The sequence below is a fragment of the Myxosarcina sp. GI1 genome, assembly GCF_000756305.1.
Taxonomy (GTDB): domain Bacteria; phylum Cyanobacteriota; class Cyanobacteriia; order Cyanobacteriales; family Xenococcaceae; genus Myxosarcina.
The window spans coordinates 68208-87550 of the sequence record NZ_JRFE01000032.1 but is presented as its reverse complement, the minus strand read 5'-3'; the positions used below and the strand labels follow the sequence as shown (position 1 = coordinate 87550).

Genomic DNA, 19343 nt, shown 5'->3' with positions numbered 1-19343 from the left:
GATCTCATTCCTTGAGCTAGCTCATAGAAATCGATGAGAATTCTTTTCAAAATAACAGTAGAGCAACAGTAATCTAGCAAGCAGCTCGTGCTGTTTTTTCCCTAAATAGTAAACTGGATTTAAACCCCGTCCAGTTTGAAAACTGGAGTTTTGGCTCAAAATCAAATAGGCTGATTAAGAGAAGAAAAATAAGATCGATTTGATGTTAAAAGTAGATTACGCTCGTTGGAATCAAAGCAAAGAGTTATTAAGAACAGAGGCATTGGCTGCCAAACATCCTCGAACAAGAGAGAGACTGATGGCATTGTATGAAATTAGTGAAGGGAAAAGTGCTACAAAGGTAGGGGAACAAACCCGAAGAAATCCCCAAACAGTAATGGAATGGGTGCATCGTTATAATCAAGAAGGTCTCAAAGCCGTCGAGTATCAAAGAACGGGAGGAAGAAACCCTTTTTTTCCGAAACGGTGCGAAAAGATTTAGGGAATCAAATCCAGAAAGCTCTTTTAAGGTCAGCATTAGCACCACAAGAAAGAGGGAGGAAATCTCAAGGGTTTCCACGTTGGACGTTAAAAAGATTCGTCCACTGGCTGAAACAGAAGTGGAAGATAAATTGTTGTCGAGAGACAGTCAGAAAAACTCTTAAGCAGATGGGTTTTTCCTGGAAGAAAGCGAAGAAGTTGCTTAATAAAGGCAATACCGCCAAAAGAGCTGAATTTGTCGAACAAATTACTGAATTATTAGAGGATGCACTTCATCAAAAGCGATTAATTATCTATATTGATGAAGCCCATATACATTTAGATACCGATGAAGGTTACGGTTGGTCAATTCGGGGAGAAAGGTTTTGGGTCAGCTCTAGTTCTCCTGGAAGAAAGAAAGTCTCTTTTTATGGTGTTTACCTCTATAATCAGGCGCAAACCAGAATTTTTCCTTATGAGAAAGCAGAGAAAATTAATACCATTGATGTTCTCAAAAAGTTGCGAGTCGAATTTCCCCAGCAACAAATAACTGTGGTTTGGGATGGCGCACCATATCATCGTGCTAAAGTGGTCACCGAGGCAGCATCAGCAATGGACATCCATCTTCTACAATTACCTGGCTATAGCCCAGATTTTATGCCTGTCGAACATCTTTGGCAATGGCTCAGAGAAGACATAACTTATCATGTTTGTTATGACCAACAACAAGAGTTAATTTCTGCTGTTGCTGATTTTCAGCATCTAATTAATACTACTCCACTGTTTTTAAGCGATCGCTTGTGGGTTAAAAAACACCTCGATCCAGAAGAAGAAAAACTACGGTTTTCAAAGTAGATGCGGTTTAATGTCAACAATATGGAGGACATGAAATTATGGCAACTATAAATCGGACAGCTAACGCCGTCTGGAATGGAAACTTAAAAAGCGGCGACGGACGGATCGATACTACCAGTGGAATTTTAAAACAAACGCCTTACAGTTTTACCACGCGCTTTGAAGACTCCCCTGGCACTAATCCAGAAGAGCTACTAGCAGCCTCTCATGCCGCCTGTTATAGCATGGCGTTTGCTCTGACGCTGAGTAACAAAGGCTATCAGCCAGCTAGCATTGATACGCGACCAGTCTGCACACTAGAATCTCAAGCAGATGGCAGTTTTAAGATTACCAAAATTCATCTTGAAACCAAAGGTCAAGTTCCTGATATGAATGCAGAAACCTTTCAGCAGATAGCACAAGAAGCTGAGGCAGTCTGCGTTATCTCTAATGCACTGCGGCAAGGGGTAGAAATCGAACTAGATGCCTCTTTAGCATAACTAAATGTTGCGCCACCGAGCAAGAAAAATTGTCTGCGATTTAAATACATGGTCTTTTAAATTCGGTTTTAAATTGATGAGAATAATCAAGCAATGTCAATTATTTTTCCAAAGCTAAGTCTGGTTTCTCTGTCAGTTGTTCCCCTTGTTGAAAAGCAAAACGTAACAGAGGAGGAGCAACAAAGGTAGACAGAATTACCATAATAATGATTGCTGCTTGTAAAGGTTTATCTAAAACGCCGTTAATCTCACCAACACTAACAAAGGCTAAGGCAACTGCACCACGAGGAATCATGCCAATGCCAATGGCTAAACGATTGATTTTTTCTTGGCCAAAAACAGCAAAACCAGCGATCGTTTTACCGATAATAGCTACCAAAATTAAGAAAGCTGCGATCGCCAATCCCTGAAAATTACCCGAACTGGTAGGATTGAGGACACTAAGATTGACTTTTGCACCTATAGATACAAAGAAAATGGGTACTAAAATATCGGCAATCGGAATAACCTGTTGGTCTAGTTCTTTACGTTTGTCAGTTTCATCTAATACCAAACCAGCAGCAAAAGCACCCAAAATTGCTTCTAAACCAACTGTATTAGCTAAAAACGCCATCAAAAAGGCAAAAGTTAACGCAGGGATAACTAACTTACCTCTAGTTTGTAACTTATCGGCAATCGCCATAAAGCTGTTGTTAAAAAATTTACCTAAAAAGACCGAACCTAATAAAAAAGCAGTGGCACTAATAATTAAGTAAACCAAGTTGAGCAGATCGACATCTCCAGTTTTGGCTAAAGATGCCACAACTGCTAAAATAACAATTCCAATAACATCATCAATTACCGTTGCGCCGACAATAATTTGACCTTCGATAGATTTTAGCTGCCCTAACTGCAACAGCAGCCTAGAAGTTATACCAATACAGGTAGCAGTTAATGCTGCACCGACAAACACCGCAGGAATAGTTGGTAGACCAAAAATCAACATCAATCCAGCTGTAGCTGCGACAAAAGGAACAATAACACCAACAACTGCTACAACTGCTGCTTGAGAACCTACTTTTTGTAATTCTCTTAAATCCGACTCTAGACCGATTTCAAATAAAAGTATAATTACTCCAAGTTCGGCTAAAATCGAGATTACCTTACTAGAGAGAGCAAACACTTTCTCGGCACTTTCAGGATTTAAACCAGCGATCTGCTGCAAGATAATTATGACAATCGAATCGCTGGCTACTGCGCCTGTTTCGGGAAATATTAATAGGTGCAAAGCCGAAACTCCGACTACTACACCCGCAACTAATTCCCCTAATACGGGAGGTAAATCGACTAATTTAGAAAGTTCTCCTCCTAGTTTGCTAGCTAAATAAATAAAGACAAGACTCAGTAAAACTCCTGCCAAAACCATTGACGTGGTTTCAGCATTTGGTGTAGTTGCTAGCAATGGATTGTAAAATACAAAATTGGGGGATAATTGATTATGATGTATCGATTCTAAATAGATCACAGTTATTTTTTACTCGATTAAAATGCTGATGTTTTGAATCAAAAGTCAGCAAGGCTGTTATTTCTTTCGAGAAGGTTTTGGTTTAGTTATAACCTTGACCGAACCATTAACCATAGTTTGACAAGCTAAACGATAATTATTTGGTTTCTTCTTCAATTTACGTTTTTCAAAATCTGTTTTTGGGGACAAGTTTTCCATTCCCTCGGCGATTTTAACCACGCAAGTACCACATTGTCCATACCCACCACAGTTTCTTAGTTTACCTCCCAGAGTATAAATATCAACTTTATTTTGAACAGCTTTCTCACGCAAATTAGAACCTATAGCTGCGATTACGAAGTTATCCGAAGGCATCGCTTCTATATCTTCTTTTACAAAGGTAATAGTCGTCATAAAAATTCTCTTTTGTTAAACTCTAGTTTATTCTTTTTTGCAATGTTTTGTTTTATTTTGTATAGGTAATATTTAATTTTTGTTTTTGTATTTATGTTAATTACCTATTGAATTTACTGCGCTTTTCATTTGGGTAGACCACAAAAATTTGACTTTATCAGAAGCTAAAAGCCAATGGCTAATGGCTAATAGCTACGAACTAGTTAATTAAAAACGGAGTTTACTCAATTGAAAACGTCTGTAATTAAAAGCAATAAATTGCTACTACATATGTCAAAAAGTCTCCTATTATATAAAAATTCCAATAACAAACTGGTTTACAAGTATTAACACCGCGAGAGATGCTCTCACAGTCATAACTAACAGTAGGCATAATTTTTCATTTATTAAATATTCAAATCTTCTACCGACAATTTAAGTAGTCCCTAGAAAAAAATCGATCGCAACCAGACATTTTTTGGTTCACTGTCATCTAAGTTAGATATTAGAAAAAAGTTTTGAAGAACTTATGAGGAGCAAGAAATAATCTGAATTAGTCTTACGATCGAAAATCAGAATCGCTAGTTTTATGCACAATAAAAACCGAACAGGGAGCATGATGGGTTACATAATTACTCACACTTCCCAGAAACATCTCATTAATACCTGTTAAACCTCTGCTACCAACCACGATTAGATCTGCTGACCATGTTTGAGCTAAGTTACAAATAGTTTCCCCAGGATCGCCTAAAGTTTGGGTGAATTCAGTGTCAACTCCTACTGCTGTTGCTTCTCTAACGAAAGATCGCATTACTTTTAGTCTTTGCTGCTGTTGCCGTTCGAGTTCTTGCCAGTGTCGATCGTAAGCTTCTAAAATGGATGAGTCTAGGCGATCTCTTTCTCGTTTTGAGTCAAGAGACGGACTTGAATTGTCTTTTTCTTCACTAGATAGAACGTGCAGCAGCATTAAGCTTGCTCCTGTCGTTTTTGCTAAAGATACAGCAGTTTCAAAAACATTTCTGCTTGCGGTTGAACGATCTATTGCCACTAAAATTTTGTCAAACATCTCAATTTTGGCGTTGCTGATTTGGTAATGGTATCCAATATTTTTAAGATTTAAGATCTATATTTTTCGCCAACAATTAGCTCAAAATCATTACCTATTCAACAACGCCATTAGTCTTTACTATTGCCATCGATTATGGCTGATTTCCCGTATCTATTTAATTAAATGTGCTTCTAAAAACCAGAGACGTTTATCGATCGTTCGCGAAATTTCGGTATACAAATCGGCAGTGTCGGCATCGCCTAATTCATCGGTAGTATCGATCGCATCACGCAGGTGTTTGGCATAGGCCCCGTAGCGGTCTGCTAAAGCGGTAACGTGTTCTACACCACCAACTGCATCGAGCGGGTATTCGGGTAAAATCGAATTCTCAGTAGCAATCCGAGCCGTTCCCATAGCCGTACCAGCCAAAGCCGTTACTCTTTCTGCCACCATATCGGTATATTCTTCCAACTCGGTTGCCATTTCATCAAACAGTTCGTGTAGTTGGTAGAAATCCATACCTTTGACGTTCCAGTGTGCTTGTTTAGTTTGAGTTTTTAGATCCAAAGTAGCAGCAAGAGTTTGATTTAGTATTTCAGTAACTTCCAGACGGGTGTTTTCTGCTAGATCGATTCTACTAGAATAGAGTTGTGTTTTGTTAACTGTAGATACCATATGTTTGATTCTCCTTTGTATTTGATTTAAACCTCAATATTTGTCAATTAGCTAAAAACAATGTTCAAAACCATCATGGCGACAAATTCGTTTTAGTCTCCTCAATTTCTCTAAGCTACTGTGCGAGAATTCTCCTCAACTAAATGCTGGAAATTCTCAAGCCAGCTATCAAATTCTGTAACATAGTTATATCCGCAAACCGTTAAAAGCGATCGCTCGTCAATAATTTCTAATATCCGTGCTGCACGTTTACGTGTCTCGTCTTGCGGTCCAAAAGGGTTAAATCGCATCTTAGACCCTGGAGGAAAGGCATAGTCGCAAATAAACAACACCTTGTCATAGATGTACAGAGTAAAACCTGGCGTATGTCCGCCTATATGGAAAGCTTCAATACCATGCTCGCTAAAGTCACCCTTAAACTTTCGATCGACTGGAAATTGTCTGACAAGTGGATGTTTAGCATCGAGAGCGTGCAGGTAAACTTTCGTATCCCAGGCTTCACGATACTGGTTGGATGCACCTATAAAATCCTTGTGGGTGAAGTAGATGGCTTCTACTGGTTTTAAATCGGGATCGAACACCGATGGACAATCGATCCAGACAGCAGCATCATCTGTTTCAATGCAATAAGCAGCGTGTTCTAAACCAAGTCGAGGCACCAATCGCAACTGCGTAACGTAGTCATTTACGCGATACGGTGTTACTCGATAGATCTGCTGTGCCTCATTCCAAGAGATAAACTCATTATGATTTGCTCCGCAAAACGGACAAACATCAGGTATATCGCCAATCATGTTATAGCCACAAACTTTGCAAATAGATTGATTATGATTCATTTCCTATTTCTCCGAAAAGATTGGGTTTTTTGTTGTTTAAAAGTAGGGACGTTTCGCGAAACGTCCCTACAGAAGTTAATTCTCGTTGCTTGTCTTGAAACGATCGAAAATCATAATTGACCGAGGGAGAGGGGTTGTTAGTATTATGCACAATAAAAACCGAACAGGGAGCATGATGGGTTACATAATTACTCACACTTCCCAGAAACATCTTTTTAATACCAGACAAACCTCTGCTACCAACCAAGATTAGATCTGCCGACCATGCTTGAGCTAAGTCACAGATGTCGCGTCCAGGATTGCCCCAAAATTGGGTAAAATCAGCATCAACTCCTGCTATTCTTGCTTCTTTGACAAGCGATCGCAAAAATTCTAATCCTTCTTCTTCAAACTTCTGCCACTGTTCTTCATGCGCTTTGAGGAGTGATTCGCTGATTACGCTGTATCTGATACCAGAGTAGACAAACAGAGTTGGATCTTGCTTTTCTTCATTCGCTAGAATATGCAGCAGCATCAAACTCGATCCAGTTGTTTTTGCCAGAGATACAGCAGTTTCAAAAACATTCCTGCTTACGGTTGAACGATCTATTGCTACTAAAATTTTATTAAACATCTTAGATTACCTCGCTTAAATAATATATAGGCAAGTAATTTGAGGAACTTATGAGGAAAATTTTTCCTAGAAAACATAGCGACCGTACATCATTAACTTACAATAAGCTTGCTAGAGTAAAGAAAAACCTCAAATTATGCTCAAAACTTTAGATGAGACTTTTATTAGTAGACGATGATGAAGTGTTGGTAGATGCCATCGCTAACCATCTCATCGCTCAAAGATATGCGGTGGATATTGCCACAGATGGCGAGGAAGCATGGGAATATATTGCGCTTTTCAACTACGATTTTGTGGTTTTAGATGTGATGCTGCCAAAAATTGATGGCATCAGTCTGTGTAAAAAACTTCGCGATCGCGATTATAGTATGCCCATTCTGATGTTAACCGCACGCGATCGCAGCACCGATCTTGTTGAAGGTTTTAATGCGGGGGCTGATGATTATTTAGTCAAACCGTTTAATTTTGACGAGCTTACGGTGCGAATTCATGCCTTGCTGCGTCGAGAAGCACAAGCTTTGACTTCGGTATTAAAATGGGGTAATTTGAGTCTCGATCTCAATAGCTTAGAAGTAATCTATGATGAGAAACCGTTAAATTTAACAGCAAAAGAGTATGCTTTACTAGAGCTATTTTTACGCAATCATAAGCGCGTTTTTAGTCTTGATGGAATTATTGAAAGCCTCTGGAGTTTTGAAGAACCGCCCACGGAGGGAGCAGTCAGAACACACATCAAAACACTACGTCAAAAATTGACAGGGGCAGGTGCAGCCAAAGATTTGATTGAAACAGTTTATGGCATAGGTTATCGTCTTAAACCACTACCAGATTCAACAGAAAAACAAACTGAAACTGAATCTAATTCCGCAGCGCAATCGCCCGATCCTGAAATTGCTGCTATTTGGATGCAACACAAAGATGCCATGTCCGATCGCCTAGCTGTTTTAGAAAATGTAGCGAAGGCTTTAAAAGAAGATAATTTCAATAAAGCATTAAAACCAGAAGCGATCTTAGCAGCCCACAAATTAGCTGGTTCTCTAGGAAGTTTGGGGTTTGAAGATGGCTCGAAGCTAGCCCGAAAACTAGAAGATTTTCTGACTCTTGAAACTTTTTCCCAGGCAGAACAAATCGAGCCTTTTAATAAATTAGTTAATAACTTGAGAGATAAATTCGACCGTTACGAACCTGGTTCTAGTTCGGTTTTAGAAACCTCTCCCTTATTATTAATTGTGGACAACGACCGCAATTTTACACAGCAATTAGCAACCCAAGCAGCAGCTAATAATTTTCGGACGGCGATCGCGACAACTGCATCAGAAGCACGAGAAATAATTCAGCGAGATACCCCTGCAATTGTTTTACTCAGGATATTTCAGATTAGAACCAAAACGGATCGAGATAGTCCGATAGATAGTTTAGATTTACTAGCACAACTACATCAGCAAATGCCCTTATTGCCCATTGTGGTAATTGTTTCGGAAACAGCCTTATTTAACACCGATAAAAATTTTACCGAGCGTCTTAAAATTATGCGCGGAAAAAAACATACCTTATTAGTGCAGCCCGTGACTCCAACTCAGGCAATGGATGCTGTAAGCCAACTGCTGCGAAGTTCTGGGGCGGAAGCTAAGATAACGATTGTCGATGATGATTCCTTATTCTTAGAGATAATGCGGACAAGTCTCAAACCCTGGGGATTTGAAATTACTACCCTTAACGACCCTCATCAGTTTTGGCAAGTTCTTCAAGCCACTTCACCCGACCTACTGATATTAGATATAGAAATGCCAGATGTAGATGGCATTGAATTATGTCGTATGCTACGAAGCGATCGCAATTGGAGTCATTTACCCGTTCTGTTTCTCACCGCTCATCAAGACTTGCAAACTCAGGAGAGAGCATTTTATATCGGTGCGGACGATTACATCAGCAAACCAGTTACGGGAACACAATTAGCTACTCGCATCCTCAATCGCCTATCACGAATCCGCACAATTCAATCTAAAACTTCTAACCCCTGACTTCTGCGCGCCCCGTCCTTTACCACTGACTCGATTTATTTTGCTCATAAGTTCCTCAAAACTTTTGCTTAATCTAAAACTAGCAAAGAAAACTCATTTTCCTAGAATTACTAGGAGGGATTATTAATGAGCGAACAAAATAAAACTTGGTGTCCAAACATTGAATTCAACGAAACCGATGAAGAGTTAATTCTTAAGGCTGAACTTCCAGGAGTTAAAATCGAAGATTTGATGATTAATGCCAAAGTTAGCTCTGTTTCAATTTCGGGAATTTGCGACCCAGATAAGTCCACAGACGAAAAAGAAGTAATTCCTTCTCAATTTCATTATGGGGAGATTAAATGTAATACTTCTTTACCCGTAGCCATTCAACCCGAAAAAGCTACAGCCGAATTGATTGATGGAGTGCTAACTATAACCATGCCAAAGCTAGGAGTAGCAAGTGCAGTTAAGTTTTAATCGGTTTTGAATCAATAGTTAACGGTGGGGTTTCAACATTTAGCATTTAGCAATGTTCACTGTTCGCTGTTTTAAGTTCTGGGTTTGAAGAGAATATTTTGTGAATGTACGTAGTAAATCGCCTAATTCAAAATTAATACTAAAGGCATTCTCGCGCATACATGCGGCCAAACCCTTTGTCTTGCGCCTTTTGGCGAACAGAGCTTACGCCCAAGCGTTTGCGAAGCAGACTTTGACGCGATAGTGTCTGTGGGTCGCTCGTCTTCTTTATTGTTAATTGGAATAGCCGAAATTACTGCTGTCTGGGCTTTGAAAAGAGCTATGTTTCCCACCGTTACCGATTCGTCTTCTACTGTAGAATTACAGATAGCTAATTTAGTCCTCAACTTTACTGGTTAGAAATAACCGATAAACGCATCAGGTTAACACCAAAAACTATCTCTACTACTACAACATCTCTAGAGGCTGCTCTAAAAGAAGCTTTCCACCAGCTGTTAGAGCGATGCCTTCGGCTAGCTGAGTCTCCGACTTGCTGCGCAACCGCAATCGCCATTAAGGTTTACTACTACAATTCCTCAACCAACTCGGTTGCTCGATCTGCATATAACCGCCAACAACATCTATGTAAATTTATCTCAGGAATTTACTCAAGGAAGAGGTAGTAGTTCGATGATTTATCGCGTTGCTCAAGTTCTTTATACTGCTACCAGCATTAATCGGGGAGCATCAGTTTTCTTGTCAATTGAAGGACAACCTCTAAATGAAGACTATCCACTCGGAGGAGAAAGGACTAGTCCGCATCTAGGATTGCTCTTAGAATATCCTCTCACAAGAGAAAAATTTACTAGGGATTTTCTCTTTGATTTGCATAGTTATTCAAACTGAATCATCCCCTCACCGTGTTACGTCAATTTTTAAGCAATACGTCAGCTATTATCAACCAGCTAAATAAGTTACAGGAGTCAAGAAAACACCATGACATTGGTTTTAGAACAGATAAACGTTGAAGGTATCACCCAACTGTCTTATTTGGTAGGAAACGATAACGTAGTAGTAGCAACTGCGATCGATCTGTACGATCTCTATTTGCTTCTAGTGGTGGATATCTACCTGTTCCACCTAACATGGCTTTACGTCGCACTTTTTCTACCTGGATTAGCTGCGGAAAATCGATCCAAAAAAATAGAAAATAAAGGCAATCGCGCTTTGGTAAAGTAAAACAATGAGCATATTTTGCTTAATACATGGTTCAACCCAAAACTCCGAGTGCTGGAATTTATTAATTCCTGAGTTAGAAAAACTAAATCACCAAGCAGTTAAAATAGATTTACCGAGCGATCGACAAAATGCTGGTGGAATGCTGTATGCAGAGATAATCACCGAACAACTTGAAACAATAGAGGAAAGTGTAATTTTAGTCGGACACTCATTTAGTGGCATCTTTCTGCCTCTGGTTGCCAGCTTACGATCGGTTCAGCATCTGGTGTATCTTGCTTCTTTCATTCCTAAAGTAGAAACGAGTATTGCCGAGCAGCTATTCGATGAAAGCCCAGATATGTTCGTTCCAGACTGGTCAGAAGCTTGGACATCAGTAATAGGAGCGGGAAAATGCCCAGTCGAGGATTATGAGTTAGCCCTGCACTTTCTATTTCATGACTGTACACCAGAAGTTGCTGAGTGGGGGTTTACTACCAGACAACTGACGAATGCTGAGGCAGCAATGAATGAAGTGTTTCCGCTAACAGACTATCCTAGTAATGTATCTCACTCTTATATAGCTTGCGATCGCGATCGAACAATAAATCCAATCTGGTCTCGAAGAGCAGCACGTAAGTTTCTTGGAGTTAAAGCAATTGAATTGGCAAGTGGACATTGCCCCTATCTATCTGTACCTAAAAAATTAGCTGCTATTTTGGATGCAGTGTCAAATGCGAATCAATATTAGTCGCCAGATACGCTACTTTTGCTGCCTTAGCACTACACGAACATCCTCAATGCCGGCAAAAACTGCAACATGATGGCGAGGATTACTGTGAATGGTTCGTGCAAGAGGTACGAAGATTTTATCCTTTCTTTCCTTTTGCAGCAGCTATAGTTAGCCACGATTTTGATTGGCACGAATATCATTTCACTCAAGAGACAAGGGTGCTGCTCGATTTATATGGCACAAACCACGATCCGCAACTATGGTCAAACCCAGAAGTATTCTTTTCCGAACGATTTCGCGACTGGAATGGAAGTCGTTTCAATTTGATTCCTCAAAGGGGTGGAGATTATTACATCAATCATCGTTGTCCTGGAGAATGGATTACGATCGCACTAATGAAAGTAACCCTTAATTTTCTCACCCAATCTCTAAAATACGATCTACTATAACAAAATTTAGAGATTAGTTTGTCTAAGATGCCAACTATTCCCAAAAGCGGTTTTGTAATTAGCAATATCGTAGCACATAACTAATAACAATTCTCGAAAATTGGTAAAGACTTACTATTTTATATTTAATTTGTCTCAGCTACTTACCTTAATTTTTCGGTTTTAGGCTGGGACTGTTTTTTTATGCTTTAACCAATCTTTTGATAATTTTACAATTTGGTTTTGTCGATGATATTTTTTTGGGTTAACACTTTCAAGTTTTGGCATTTCTTGCCAACAGTTACGGCAAAACCAGTATTCCCTATGATTGCTAAGATGATGTAGCATAATATTCGAGCAGCAAGGACAAATAGTGAAAGAGTTCATGATTATTTTGACTAGATTTATTCTAAGTGACCGTCGGACAGTTAACTTTTAGATTTTGGCAAGGAATAGTTTGAGCAATTTTTGGATTTTTTCCTTGACTATAGTAAATTTCTAACTGACCTTCTGGCATTGCTTCAAACAAAATTCTTTGTTGAGGAAAGACAATTTTTTCCAAGCTCAGGCAGCGATCTTTGATTACTCGAATAAGCTGAATTTTATTGGTAGAATTAATGTAGTAACATAACATAGTTGATAATCTTGCAGTTGCTATTCGATCGCTTAGGGGCATAACTTTATTTTAAAAAAAAATTACTTTTATTTAGTACATATCATAGTGGTAGGATTTGAAGAACTTATGAGGAACTAGAAAAATATCGGATAATAAATTTAACGATCGCCCCCACGCTCAATCGTTAAAGATATTCAAAGAAGTTACAGTCGCCCAACCTATCAAAACTACACCGCCTAAGTACAAAGCAACGTTAGCTACTGGACCAAAGCCTAAATCTGTAGTCAATATCAAACAGAAAATACAAGTCAAAATTAATAATATTAGTATTGCCATAAAAAGATTTACGATCGCCATATTAAATTTGTCCTTTGTTGTGTATGAAAAGCGAACGTATTTTGTCGCCAATCGTGTATTTGTTTGGGAGCTTCTTCAAGCTGATGAGTAACTGGCTCGGGCACGGTAAAGCGATTAATTTTTTGGGGTGTGGAAAACAGCAAAAAACCTGTTAATAATAAAGCCAAAAATTTCCAAAGATGAAATTTCATCATTGCTTGCTCCTGATAAGTAATTGGATAAAATCCAATCTAACGCTGAAGTCGTGGGTTAGTGTGTAAAAAGTTTAGTCTTGTAAGTTGGAGCCAATCGCCTATACATTAGGCAGATAATTTAGACCTTATGGGGAATGGGATCGATCGCCATAGGTATGGTGGGAGAAGAGAAACGCTCGTGGTGTTTAATTTGGGTTTCGACTTTGGTGACAAGAGTTTCTGCCATAGCTATCGCCTTCAAGATTAATTCTTCTTCTTGTTGTCCTTTACTAACTTCTTTCTTAGCAGCAGGATCGAGACAATGAATTTTATTTACCCTAGGATAGAGACTATAAATCTCAGGATTTGCCAGCATACCTGCTAGTAACTGTGCAGCGATTTGTTCGATTTTAGCTGTATGTAATTCCATCATGTCTACCTCTTCAAGGTTTTTCCATTATTAGATAAGGCAGGAGCGAGTAAATTATTTTGGGCTAACTTTCCTGTTTGCAACCATCGATCTACCCCTTCATTTCTTTGAGCTTGACCCAGATGCGATCGCAGTTGTCCTGCTTCTAAAACTTCTTGTTTTAAAAGAATTTGAGCTAATGCGGTCAATAGTTCGCGGTTTTCCCAAAGAATAGTTTTAGCGGTCTGATGCGCGCCATCAATTACTGCTTTTACTTCCAGGTCGATTTCTTCAGCAATTTTTGGGCTAATCTGACGGCGAGGATTAGTCATACCCTCAAGATACTGTTGCTGTACTTTTTCAAAAGCTATCGGACCCAAGCGATCGCTCATGCCATAGAGAGTTACATATCTTTCAGCCAACTCAGTGGCTTTTTGAATATCGTCACTAGCTCCCGTAGATACCTTGCCAAAGATTAATTCTTCAGCAGCACGTCCTCCTAGAAGTGTGGCAATACGACCGCGAATTTCGTCTTCGATCGCTAAGAAACGATCTTCTTCTGGTAGCTGTAGGGTATAGCCCAATGCACCAATACCACGAGGAACGATCGAAATCTTTTCAATCTTATCCGTACCAGGCATCAAGAAACCGACAATGGCATGACCTACCTCATGATGGGCAACGGTTTTCTTTTCAGTCTCATTGAGTACCCGCGATTTTTTCTCCAATCCCGTCAGGATTCTTTCAGTAGCCTCATTAAAATCTGCCATAGTTACCGCATAGCGATTATTTCGAGCAGCCAGTAGCGCGGATTCATTGATTAAGTTAGCCAAATCTGCCCCAGCAAAACCAGGAGTACGAGCGGCGAGTTTATCTAAATCCACGTCTTCGGCTAAACTAACATTTCTAGCGTGAACTTCTAATATTGCTAGTCTTCCCGACTTATCAGGGCGATCGACCACAATCTGACGGTCAAAACGACCAGGACGTAATAAAGCAGGGTCGAGAACTTCAGGGCGGTTAGTAGCAGCCAGCAGAATTACTCCTGCATTGGGTTCAAACCCATCCATTTCTGCCAGTAGTTGATTGAGTGTCTGCTCTCGTTCGTCGTTACCACCCATAAAAGCTCCACCACCCGCGCGAGACTTACCCAAGGCATCTAGTTCGTCGATAAAGACAATGGCAGGGGCTTGTTTTTTAGCGCGATCGAATAAATCCCGCACTCGCGACGCACCAACTCCGACAAACATTTCGATAAATTCCGAGCCAGAAATACTGAAAAAAGGAACACCAGCTTCACCAGCGATCGCTTTTGCCAATAAAGTCTTACCCGTCCCTGGAGGTCCTACTAACAACACACCTTTAGGTATTTTCGCTCCTACAAGAGCGTATTTGGTTTTGTTTTGTAAAAAATCGACAATTTCATAAAGTTCTGTCTTCGCCTCATCGACTCCCGCTACATCATCAAAGGTAACGTCCATGCTTCCTTCGGAGTAAATACGAGCGTTGCTGCGACCAATAGCAAAAGGGCTCGCCGTACCTTGTCGATTGCGAGCGAATAACAAACCACCCAAATTGACTATCAAAAAGAGGAAAAATAATAGTTGTATAAAACCCCAAAACCAAGTACCGCTGTTGGAAGGTGTTGCGGAAAATTCTACTTGATGTTGACGTAAAATCTTCGGTAACTCTGTATCTTGAGTCACTGGAACTGTAGTAAAAACCTGCTCCGAGTTGTCGGCAAATCCTTCTGATTTGAGAGTATATTTGAGGCGATCTGGGCTAATAATCACTCGCTCGACGCGATCGCTTTCTACTAAGTCGATAAATTCACTGTAAGATTGAGACTTTGGTGATGATGTTGGAGTCGGGAATAAACTAAATAAAATCAAGCAGAGCGCACTCACAATCAAAGTCAATTGCCATTGACTCAATCGCGGTGTTTTATGAGGTTCGTGTTCGGGCATTTCTATTATCCTTAATGAAACTTGGTAATGAATAAGACCTTGCTAAAGTCTTGTAAGACATTTGAGAAAGTAAATCGCACACTTCTCGATCTGTTGTTTGAGTAAAATCTTGATACCAAAGATCTACTGCACCTAAATATTTGGGTTTCATCAAGCAGATAAGATCGTCTACTTGAGTTGCTAATTGTTCTATAGCTGACTTTGATGCTATGGGAGTAGCAATGATAATTTTCTCTGGCTTATGTCTTTTTAAAACAGCGACCGCAGCCTGCATAGTTTGACCCGTAGCAATGCCATCATCAACGACGATAACAGTACGCTGAGAAACTCTTAGCATGGGACGAAATTTCAGATAACAACTATCTCGCCAACTTAATTCTGCTTTTTCACGAGCAGCATAGCGAAGCCATGCCTTTATACTCATCGCTTTAACCTCTTCTGGATTGAGTCCGTGTTGAGCCGTGTTTTGAGGAATAATAGTGATGCTGCTGTAGTTGGGTAACAGTGCATCTTCGGCAATTGCACCTATAGCTGTTTGTGGATCTTCAGTCAGACATAGTTTTTTAACCAAACAAACATCTAAAGGGAGATTTAAAGTATTGGCAATTTTATACGCCACAGGTACGCCACCACGAGGTATTCCCAATACTATTGCTTGAGGATGATTAGCGTAGGCGGTAAGTTTTTGGGCTAATCTTTGTCCCGCTTCTTGTCTATTAGAAAAAACTCGGTTCATAATTTTTACCAATCTCAATGTTAGTCATTAGTTCAAACTATAGTTGGCAAGTTTGAGGAAGTTATGAAGGACAAGAAGTCACAAAGGCTTTAGGCGATTAATCACATTTTTGTATGATTAAGTTTAATTATGTCTATCTACTTAATAAGACATTGCTGAAGTTTGGTGAGCTAGAGTCTTGCAAGTCTGTTGAGAAAGTAAATCGCACACTTCTCGATCTTTCGTTTGAGTAAAATCTTCGTACCAAAAACCCACTGCAACTAAGGCTTTCGGTTTCATTAGGCAAACAAAATCATCTACTTTAGCTGCTAATTCTTCTATGGCTGGCTTTGAAGCAACAGGAGTAGCAATGATAATTTTCTCTGGCTTATGTCTTTTTAAAACAGCGACCGCAGCCTGCATAGTTTGACCCGTAGCAATGCCATCATCAACGACGATAACAGTACGTTGCGGAATTTTCAGCATGGGACGAAAGCTTCGATAACAACGATCGCGCCATCTTAATTCGACTTTTGCTCGAGCAGCGATCGCCTGAATTTGTTCTGAATTAACTTTGTGAATTTGTGCCGTGTTTTGAGGAATAATAGTGATGTTGCCACAGTATTCAGGTAACAGTTCATCTTCGGCAATTGCACCCATCGCTGTTTCTGGATGGTTAGGTAGGCTTAATTTTTTAACCAAACAAACATCTAAAGGGAGATTTAAAGTATTGGCAATTTTATACGCCACAGGTACGCCACCACGAGGTATTCCCAATACTATTGCTTGAGGATGATTAGCGTAGGCGGTAAGTTTTTGGGCTAATCTTCTTCCTGCTTCTCGTCTATTAGGAAAAACTCGGTTCATAATTTTTACCAATCTCAATGTTAGTCATTAGTTCAAACTATAGTTGGCAAGTTTGAGGAAGTTATGAGTCGTGATGTGTTCCGCTAAAATTACTTTAATATTTGGGCGATCGCCTCTACCAATTCTTGTGGATCGAAAGGTTTAGCGATCGCCTTGGCTGCACCTAATTGTTGGAACTGAAGTCGATCCATAGCTCTAACTCTTGATGCCATAAAGATCATCGGAATAGATCGATTCTCAGCAGTAGTTTGTAGTTGTTGCCAAATATGAGGACTGCACCGCTCTAACAGATCGGCTTCGAGTAAAATTACATCGGGTTGCTGTGATTGAATTAAAGCCAATCCTTCAGCGATCGTGTTTACCGAAAACACTTGCCAATTTGCCGTATTTCCCAAGCTGCGTTTAATAATTTCGCGAATATCTTTAGCAACCTCGATCGCTAAGATGTGTTTGCGATCTAGCTGTAACATTAATAATTTATTTCTAAGAGGCGATCGAGTAAAAACCATATCAATTTAATCTGCGATCGATACCATAACAATGAACAATATATTAATTTAGAAATATGAGCTACTTATGAGGAGCAAAAGCTATTTCTCCTGAGTATTTGTTATCCAAATTTTCTTAGAGTTTACGTGCGAAGCGGTCAGACAGCGCGTGGGCTACGAGCGAGTTTTAAGTAGGGTTAGTCTCAGTCCGTCTGCACTCACACCTACTTATTCCCCTTCCAGGGGATAAGTATTTTTTCTTAAGCCAAACTGCGCTACTATCACCAATGGAATTGGAAATTGGCTCAACACCGTGGTTGGACGGGGCTTACTAGATGCGGATTTTAGATCCGCATACAGCCCCTCATCTGCTGAACTAAATTTGAGCGAAGACCCCGCACCGTAAAACGGTGCTAGGGAAAGCTTCGTGATAGCATCCCCCACGCTCAAAATCTTTTAGATGCTTCCGCTCGCGACCGTAGCAGACAGTAATCTTTTTGATACTCGACCGCAGTAATTTTTGATAGCAAGAGGAGAACAAACTATTATGGCTTACGAATTACCATCCCTTCCATACGATTACACTGCTTTAGAACCAGCAATTTCTCAACAGCGCGGTTCTATATGCTGGGGCAACCCCAGCATATCCCGCACTCAAAGCACCTTAGAATTTCATCACGACAAACATCATGCGGGTTATGTTAATAAATACAATAATGCCGTTGAAGGAACAGAATTAGATAGCAAACCGATTGAAGAAGTCATCAAAGCGATCGCTGGAGATGCCAGTAAAGCAGGATTATTTAATAATGCTGCCCAAGCATGGAATCATACTTTTTATTGGCAATGTATGAAACCCGATGGCGGTGGTACACCTGAAGGAGAACTGGAAAAAAAAATTGAGGCTGACTTTGGTAGTTTTGATAAGTTTGTCGAAGCTTTTAAAAATGCAGGTGCAACTCAGTTTGGTAGCGGTTGGGCTTGGTTAGTTTTAGATGGAGATACTCTTAAAGTCACCAAAACCCTTAATGCTGATAATCCTCTAGCTAGCGGACAAGTTTCCCTATTGACAATGGACGCTTGGGAACACGCTTACTATCTTGATTATCAAAATAAACGTCCTGCTTATATTGATAATTTTCTCGATAAATTGGTCAACTGGGATTTTGTAGCTCAGAATCTGTCTGCTGTTTGAAGATCGTAGTAGATCTATCTGTTGTGACGAGCTAGTTTATTTGCTCGTAAGTAAAACAGCCACTCCGTAAGACGCAAGGGAACGCTCGAATTAAAGTAATAAGTAAAGCGGAGACCCCGCGTTGGCGCAAGACGCAAGCGTCCGTCACAAGCTTTTGAGGTTTCCTCAAAAGACGCGGACTCGGGAATGCTCCGCTCCCGAAGGGCAAGTAGCAAGTGTCCTAAGACAACTGCTTATTGCTACAAATTACCGACGGATATCAAAATATTCGCTGCTAGTAATTAAACATTGAATCTAGAAAAACATGACTGAATTTAAACACTCCCAAAATCACAACATTCCTCAATGGCAATCCGACAAAATGAGACAAATGATTATCGATCGCTGGCAAGAAACTTGGATAGTTGTTGAAAAGAGAAATAAACGGCTTCGCCGTAGCTCTTACCATTAGCCATTAGTTCTTAGCTTTGAAAAACTTAAAAAACTTCATAGAGTCATTAAGAGCGATTGCGGTTGCGCAGCAAGTCGGAGACTCAGCTAGCCGATGCGTAGCTGCCATTAGGCATAGGCATTGCCCCTGCCTAAATACTGTCATTTTTTTTCAGCAACAATTTTTATGAAGCCTAATTATCCTCAGATTATTCTTTCTTTTGCCTATCGTGGCTGCAAGGTAGAAATAGACCGTGACGAATTGGATGGGTATTGTATTTATGCAGCTTGGATAAATCACGATCGAGGTTGTGCTGTAGCAGTCCCCAGTGCCATGACGACAAAAGATGCGATTCGTCGAGCAAAACAGTGGATAGATGCAAAAATATAACTTCTAATCTAATTTATCGTTTAAATTTCAGGTTTAGGGCAACTTTTCGCAGTTTAACGG

Annotated in this window: 27 protein-coding genes; 13 read left to right on the top strand and 14 right to left on the bottom strand. The window is 40.0% G+C overall.

What is annotated here, in order from left to right:
* Positions 1-202: 202 nt before the first annotated feature.
* The 3 genes from KV40_RS23605 to KV40_RS23595 are packed head-to-tail and all read left to right on the top strand — an operon-like array spanning position 203 to position 1793.
* Positions 203-481, top strand: a complete 279-nt coding sequence (locus KV40_RS23605) for a helix-turn-helix domain-containing protein (protein WP_036476788.1) — start codon at positions 203-205, stop codon at positions 479-481.
* Positions 466-1314 carry an IS630 family transposase gene (locus KV40_RS23600; protein ID WP_072013741.1) on the top strand — a complete coding sequence of 283 codons (849 nt, stop codon included), beginning with the start codon at positions 466-468 and terminating at the stop codon, positions 1312-1314. Before KV40_RS23605 ends, KV40_RS23600 begins: the two co-directional genes overlap by 16 nt.
* A 38-nt stretch (positions 1315-1352) precedes the next feature.
* Positions 1353-1793 (top strand): OsmC family protein, encoded by a 441-nt coding sequence (locus tag KV40_RS23595; RefSeq protein ID WP_036486594.1) that lies wholly within the window; start codon positions 1353-1355, stop codon positions 1791-1793.
* Between the two features lie 100 nt (positions 1794-1893).
* On the opposite strand, the gene KV40_RS23590 is transcribed toward KV40_RS23595, so the two are convergent.
* The 6 genes from KV40_RS23590 to KV40_RS23565 all read right to left on the bottom strand — a co-directional run bounded on the left by KV40_RS23590 (position 1894) and on the right by KV40_RS23565 (position 6841).
* A complete protein-coding gene (locus tag KV40_RS23590; RefSeq protein WP_216595688.1) occupies positions 1894-3297 on the bottom strand; it encodes a cation:proton antiporter in 1404 nt (467 codons plus the stop codon).
* Between the two features lie 57 nt (positions 3298-3354).
* The gene (locus KV40_RS23585; protein WP_036486592.1) at positions 3355-3690 is read right to left on the bottom strand and encodes a 2Fe-2S iron-sulfur cluster-binding protein; all 336 of its coding nucleotides are present in this window, start codon (positions 3688-3690) and stop codon (positions 3355-3357) included.
* A gap of 538 nt (positions 3691-4228) precedes the next feature.
* Positions 4229-4735: a universal stress protein gene (locus tag KV40_RS23580; RefSeq protein ID WP_036486590.1), complete on the bottom strand. Its 507-nt coding sequence runs from the start codon at positions 4733-4735 to the stop codon at positions 4229-4231.
* 153 nt (positions 4736-4888) lie between these two features.
* Entirely contained in the window at positions 4889-5392 is a 504-nt protein-coding gene (gene dps, locus KV40_RS23575) for a DNA starvation/stationary phase protection protein Dps (protein WP_036486588.1), read from the bottom strand.
* 110 nt (positions 5393-5502) lie between these two features.
* Positions 5503-6228, bottom strand: a complete 726-nt coding sequence (locus KV40_RS23570) for an MBL fold metallo-hydrolase (RefSeq protein ID WP_036486586.1) — start codon at positions 6226-6228, stop codon at positions 5503-5505.
* Positions 6218-6841 carry a universal stress protein gene (locus KV40_RS23565; RefSeq protein ID WP_052055881.1) on the bottom strand — a complete coding sequence of 208 codons (624 nt, stop codon included), beginning with the start codon at positions 6839-6841 and terminating at the stop codon, positions 6218-6220. Before KV40_RS23565 ends, KV40_RS23570 begins: the two co-directional genes overlap by 11 nt.
* A 152-nt stretch (positions 6842-6993) precedes the next feature.
* On the opposite strand from KV40_RS23565, the gene KV40_RS23560 reads away from it, so the two are divergent.
* The 3 genes from KV40_RS23560 (at position 6994) to KV40_RS35205 (ending at position 9720) form a co-directional block, all read left to right on the top strand.
* Positions 6994-8862 (top strand): response regulator, encoded by a 1869-nt coding sequence (locus KV40_RS23560; RefSeq protein ID WP_036486585.1) that lies wholly within the window; start codon positions 6994-6996, stop codon positions 8860-8862.
* 126 nt (positions 8863-8988) lie between these two features.
* Positions 8989-9321, top strand: coding sequence for an Hsp20/alpha crystallin family protein (locus KV40_RS23555; RefSeq protein WP_052055880.1), 333 nt, complete (start codon positions 8989-8991; stop codon positions 9319-9321).
* Positions 9322-9570: 249 nt separating this feature from the next.
* Positions 9571-9720: a hypothetical protein gene (locus KV40_RS35205; RefSeq protein WP_156114149.1), complete on the top strand. Its 150-nt coding sequence runs from the start codon at positions 9571-9573 to the stop codon at positions 9718-9720.
* On the opposite strand, the gene KV40_RS35200 is transcribed toward KV40_RS35205, so the two are convergent.
* Positions 9710-9874: a hypothetical protein gene (locus KV40_RS35200; protein ID WP_156114148.1), complete on the bottom strand. Its 165-nt coding sequence runs from the start codon at positions 9872-9874 to the stop codon at positions 9710-9712. The two genes, KV40_RS35205 and KV40_RS35200, sit on opposite strands and share 11 nt — an antisense overlap.
* A 35-nt stretch (positions 9875-9909) precedes the next feature.
* On the opposite strand from KV40_RS35200, the gene KV40_RS34310 reads away from it, so the two are divergent.
* The 4 genes from KV40_RS34310 (at position 9910) to KV40_RS36340 (ending at position 11697) form a co-directional block, all read left to right on the top strand.
* The gene (locus tag KV40_RS34310) at positions 9910-10206 is read left to right on the top strand and encodes a GerMN domain-containing protein (RefSeq protein WP_052055879.1); all 297 of its coding nucleotides are present in this window, start codon (positions 9910-9912) and stop codon (positions 10204-10206) included.
* Between the two features lie 90 nt (positions 10207-10296).
* Positions 10297-10539 (top strand): hypothetical protein, encoded by a 243-nt coding sequence (locus KV40_RS23545; RefSeq protein ID WP_036486584.1) that lies wholly within the window; start codon positions 10297-10299, stop codon positions 10537-10539.
* A gap of 4 nt (positions 10540-10543) precedes the next feature.
* A complete protein-coding gene (locus KV40_RS23540) occupies positions 10544-11266 on the top strand; it encodes an alpha/beta fold hydrolase (protein WP_036486583.1) in 723 nt (240 codons plus the stop codon).
* Positions 11221-11697, top strand: a complete 477-nt coding sequence (locus KV40_RS36340) for a cytochrome P450 (protein WP_371260826.1) — start codon at positions 11221-11223, stop codon at positions 11695-11697. The genes KV40_RS23540 and KV40_RS36340 overlap by 46 nt, the downstream gene beginning before the upstream one ends.
* 388 nt (positions 11698-12085) lie before the next feature.
* On the opposite strand, the gene KV40_RS23530 is transcribed toward KV40_RS36340, so the two are convergent.
* The 7 genes from KV40_RS23530 to KV40_RS23495 all read right to left on the bottom strand — a co-directional run bounded on the left by KV40_RS23530 (position 12086) and on the right by KV40_RS23495 (position 17289).
* Entirely contained in the window at positions 12086-12310 is a 225-nt protein-coding gene (locus KV40_RS23530; protein WP_052055877.1) for a DUF1830 domain-containing protein, read from the bottom strand.
* Positions 12311-12636: 326 nt separating this feature from the next.
* Entirely contained in the window at positions 12637-12843 is a 207-nt protein-coding gene (locus KV40_RS23520) for a hypothetical protein (protein WP_156114146.1), read from the bottom strand.
* Positions 12844-12961: 118 nt separating this feature from the next.
* Complete coding sequence (locus KV40_RS23515) at positions 12962-13255, bottom strand: hypothetical protein (RefSeq protein ID WP_072013886.1); 294 nt, start codon at positions 13253-13255, stop codon at positions 12962-12964.
* A gap of 2 nt (positions 13256-13257) precedes the next feature.
* Positions 13258-15198 (bottom strand): ATP-dependent zinc metalloprotease FtsH, encoded by a 1941-nt coding sequence (gene ftsH, locus KV40_RS23510; RefSeq protein ID WP_036486580.1) that lies wholly within the window; start codon positions 15196-15198, stop codon positions 13258-13260.
* Positions 15176-15934, bottom strand: a complete 759-nt coding sequence (locus KV40_RS23505; RefSeq protein WP_036486579.1) for a phosphoribosyltransferase — start codon at positions 15932-15934, stop codon at positions 15176-15178. Before KV40_RS23505 ends, ftsH begins: the two co-directional genes overlap by 23 nt.
* Positions 15935-16075: 141 nt before the next feature.
* Positions 16076-16780 carry a phosphoribosyltransferase gene (locus KV40_RS23500; RefSeq protein ID WP_036486578.1) on the bottom strand — a complete coding sequence of 235 codons (705 nt, stop codon included), beginning with the start codon at positions 16778-16780 and terminating at the stop codon, positions 16076-16078.
* Between the two features lie 89 nt (positions 16781-16869).
* Positions 16870-17289, bottom strand: coding sequence for a response regulator (locus KV40_RS23495; protein WP_052055876.1), 420 nt, complete (start codon positions 17287-17289; stop codon positions 16870-16872).
* A gap of 526 nt (positions 17290-17815) precedes the next feature.
* On the opposite strand from KV40_RS23495, the gene KV40_RS23485 reads away from it, so the two are divergent.
* From KV40_RS23485 to KV40_RS23480, 3 genes are all read left to right on the top strand, one after another.
* The gene (locus KV40_RS23485; protein WP_036486576.1) at positions 17816-18463 is read left to right on the top strand and encodes a superoxide dismutase; all 648 of its coding nucleotides are present in this window, start codon (positions 17816-17818) and stop codon (positions 18461-18463) included.
* Positions 18464-18767: 304 nt separating this feature from the next.
* Positions 18768-18914 (top strand): hypothetical protein, encoded by a 147-nt coding sequence (locus tag KV40_RS35195; protein ID WP_156114145.1) that lies wholly within the window; start codon positions 18768-18770, stop codon positions 18912-18914.
* Positions 18915-19079: 165 nt separating this feature from the next.
* Positions 19080-19283 carry a hypothetical protein gene (locus KV40_RS23480; RefSeq protein WP_036486575.1) on the top strand — a complete coding sequence of 68 codons (204 nt, stop codon included), beginning with the start codon at positions 19080-19082 and terminating at the stop codon, positions 19281-19283.
* The last annotated feature ends 60 nt before the right edge of the window (positions 19284-19343 follow it).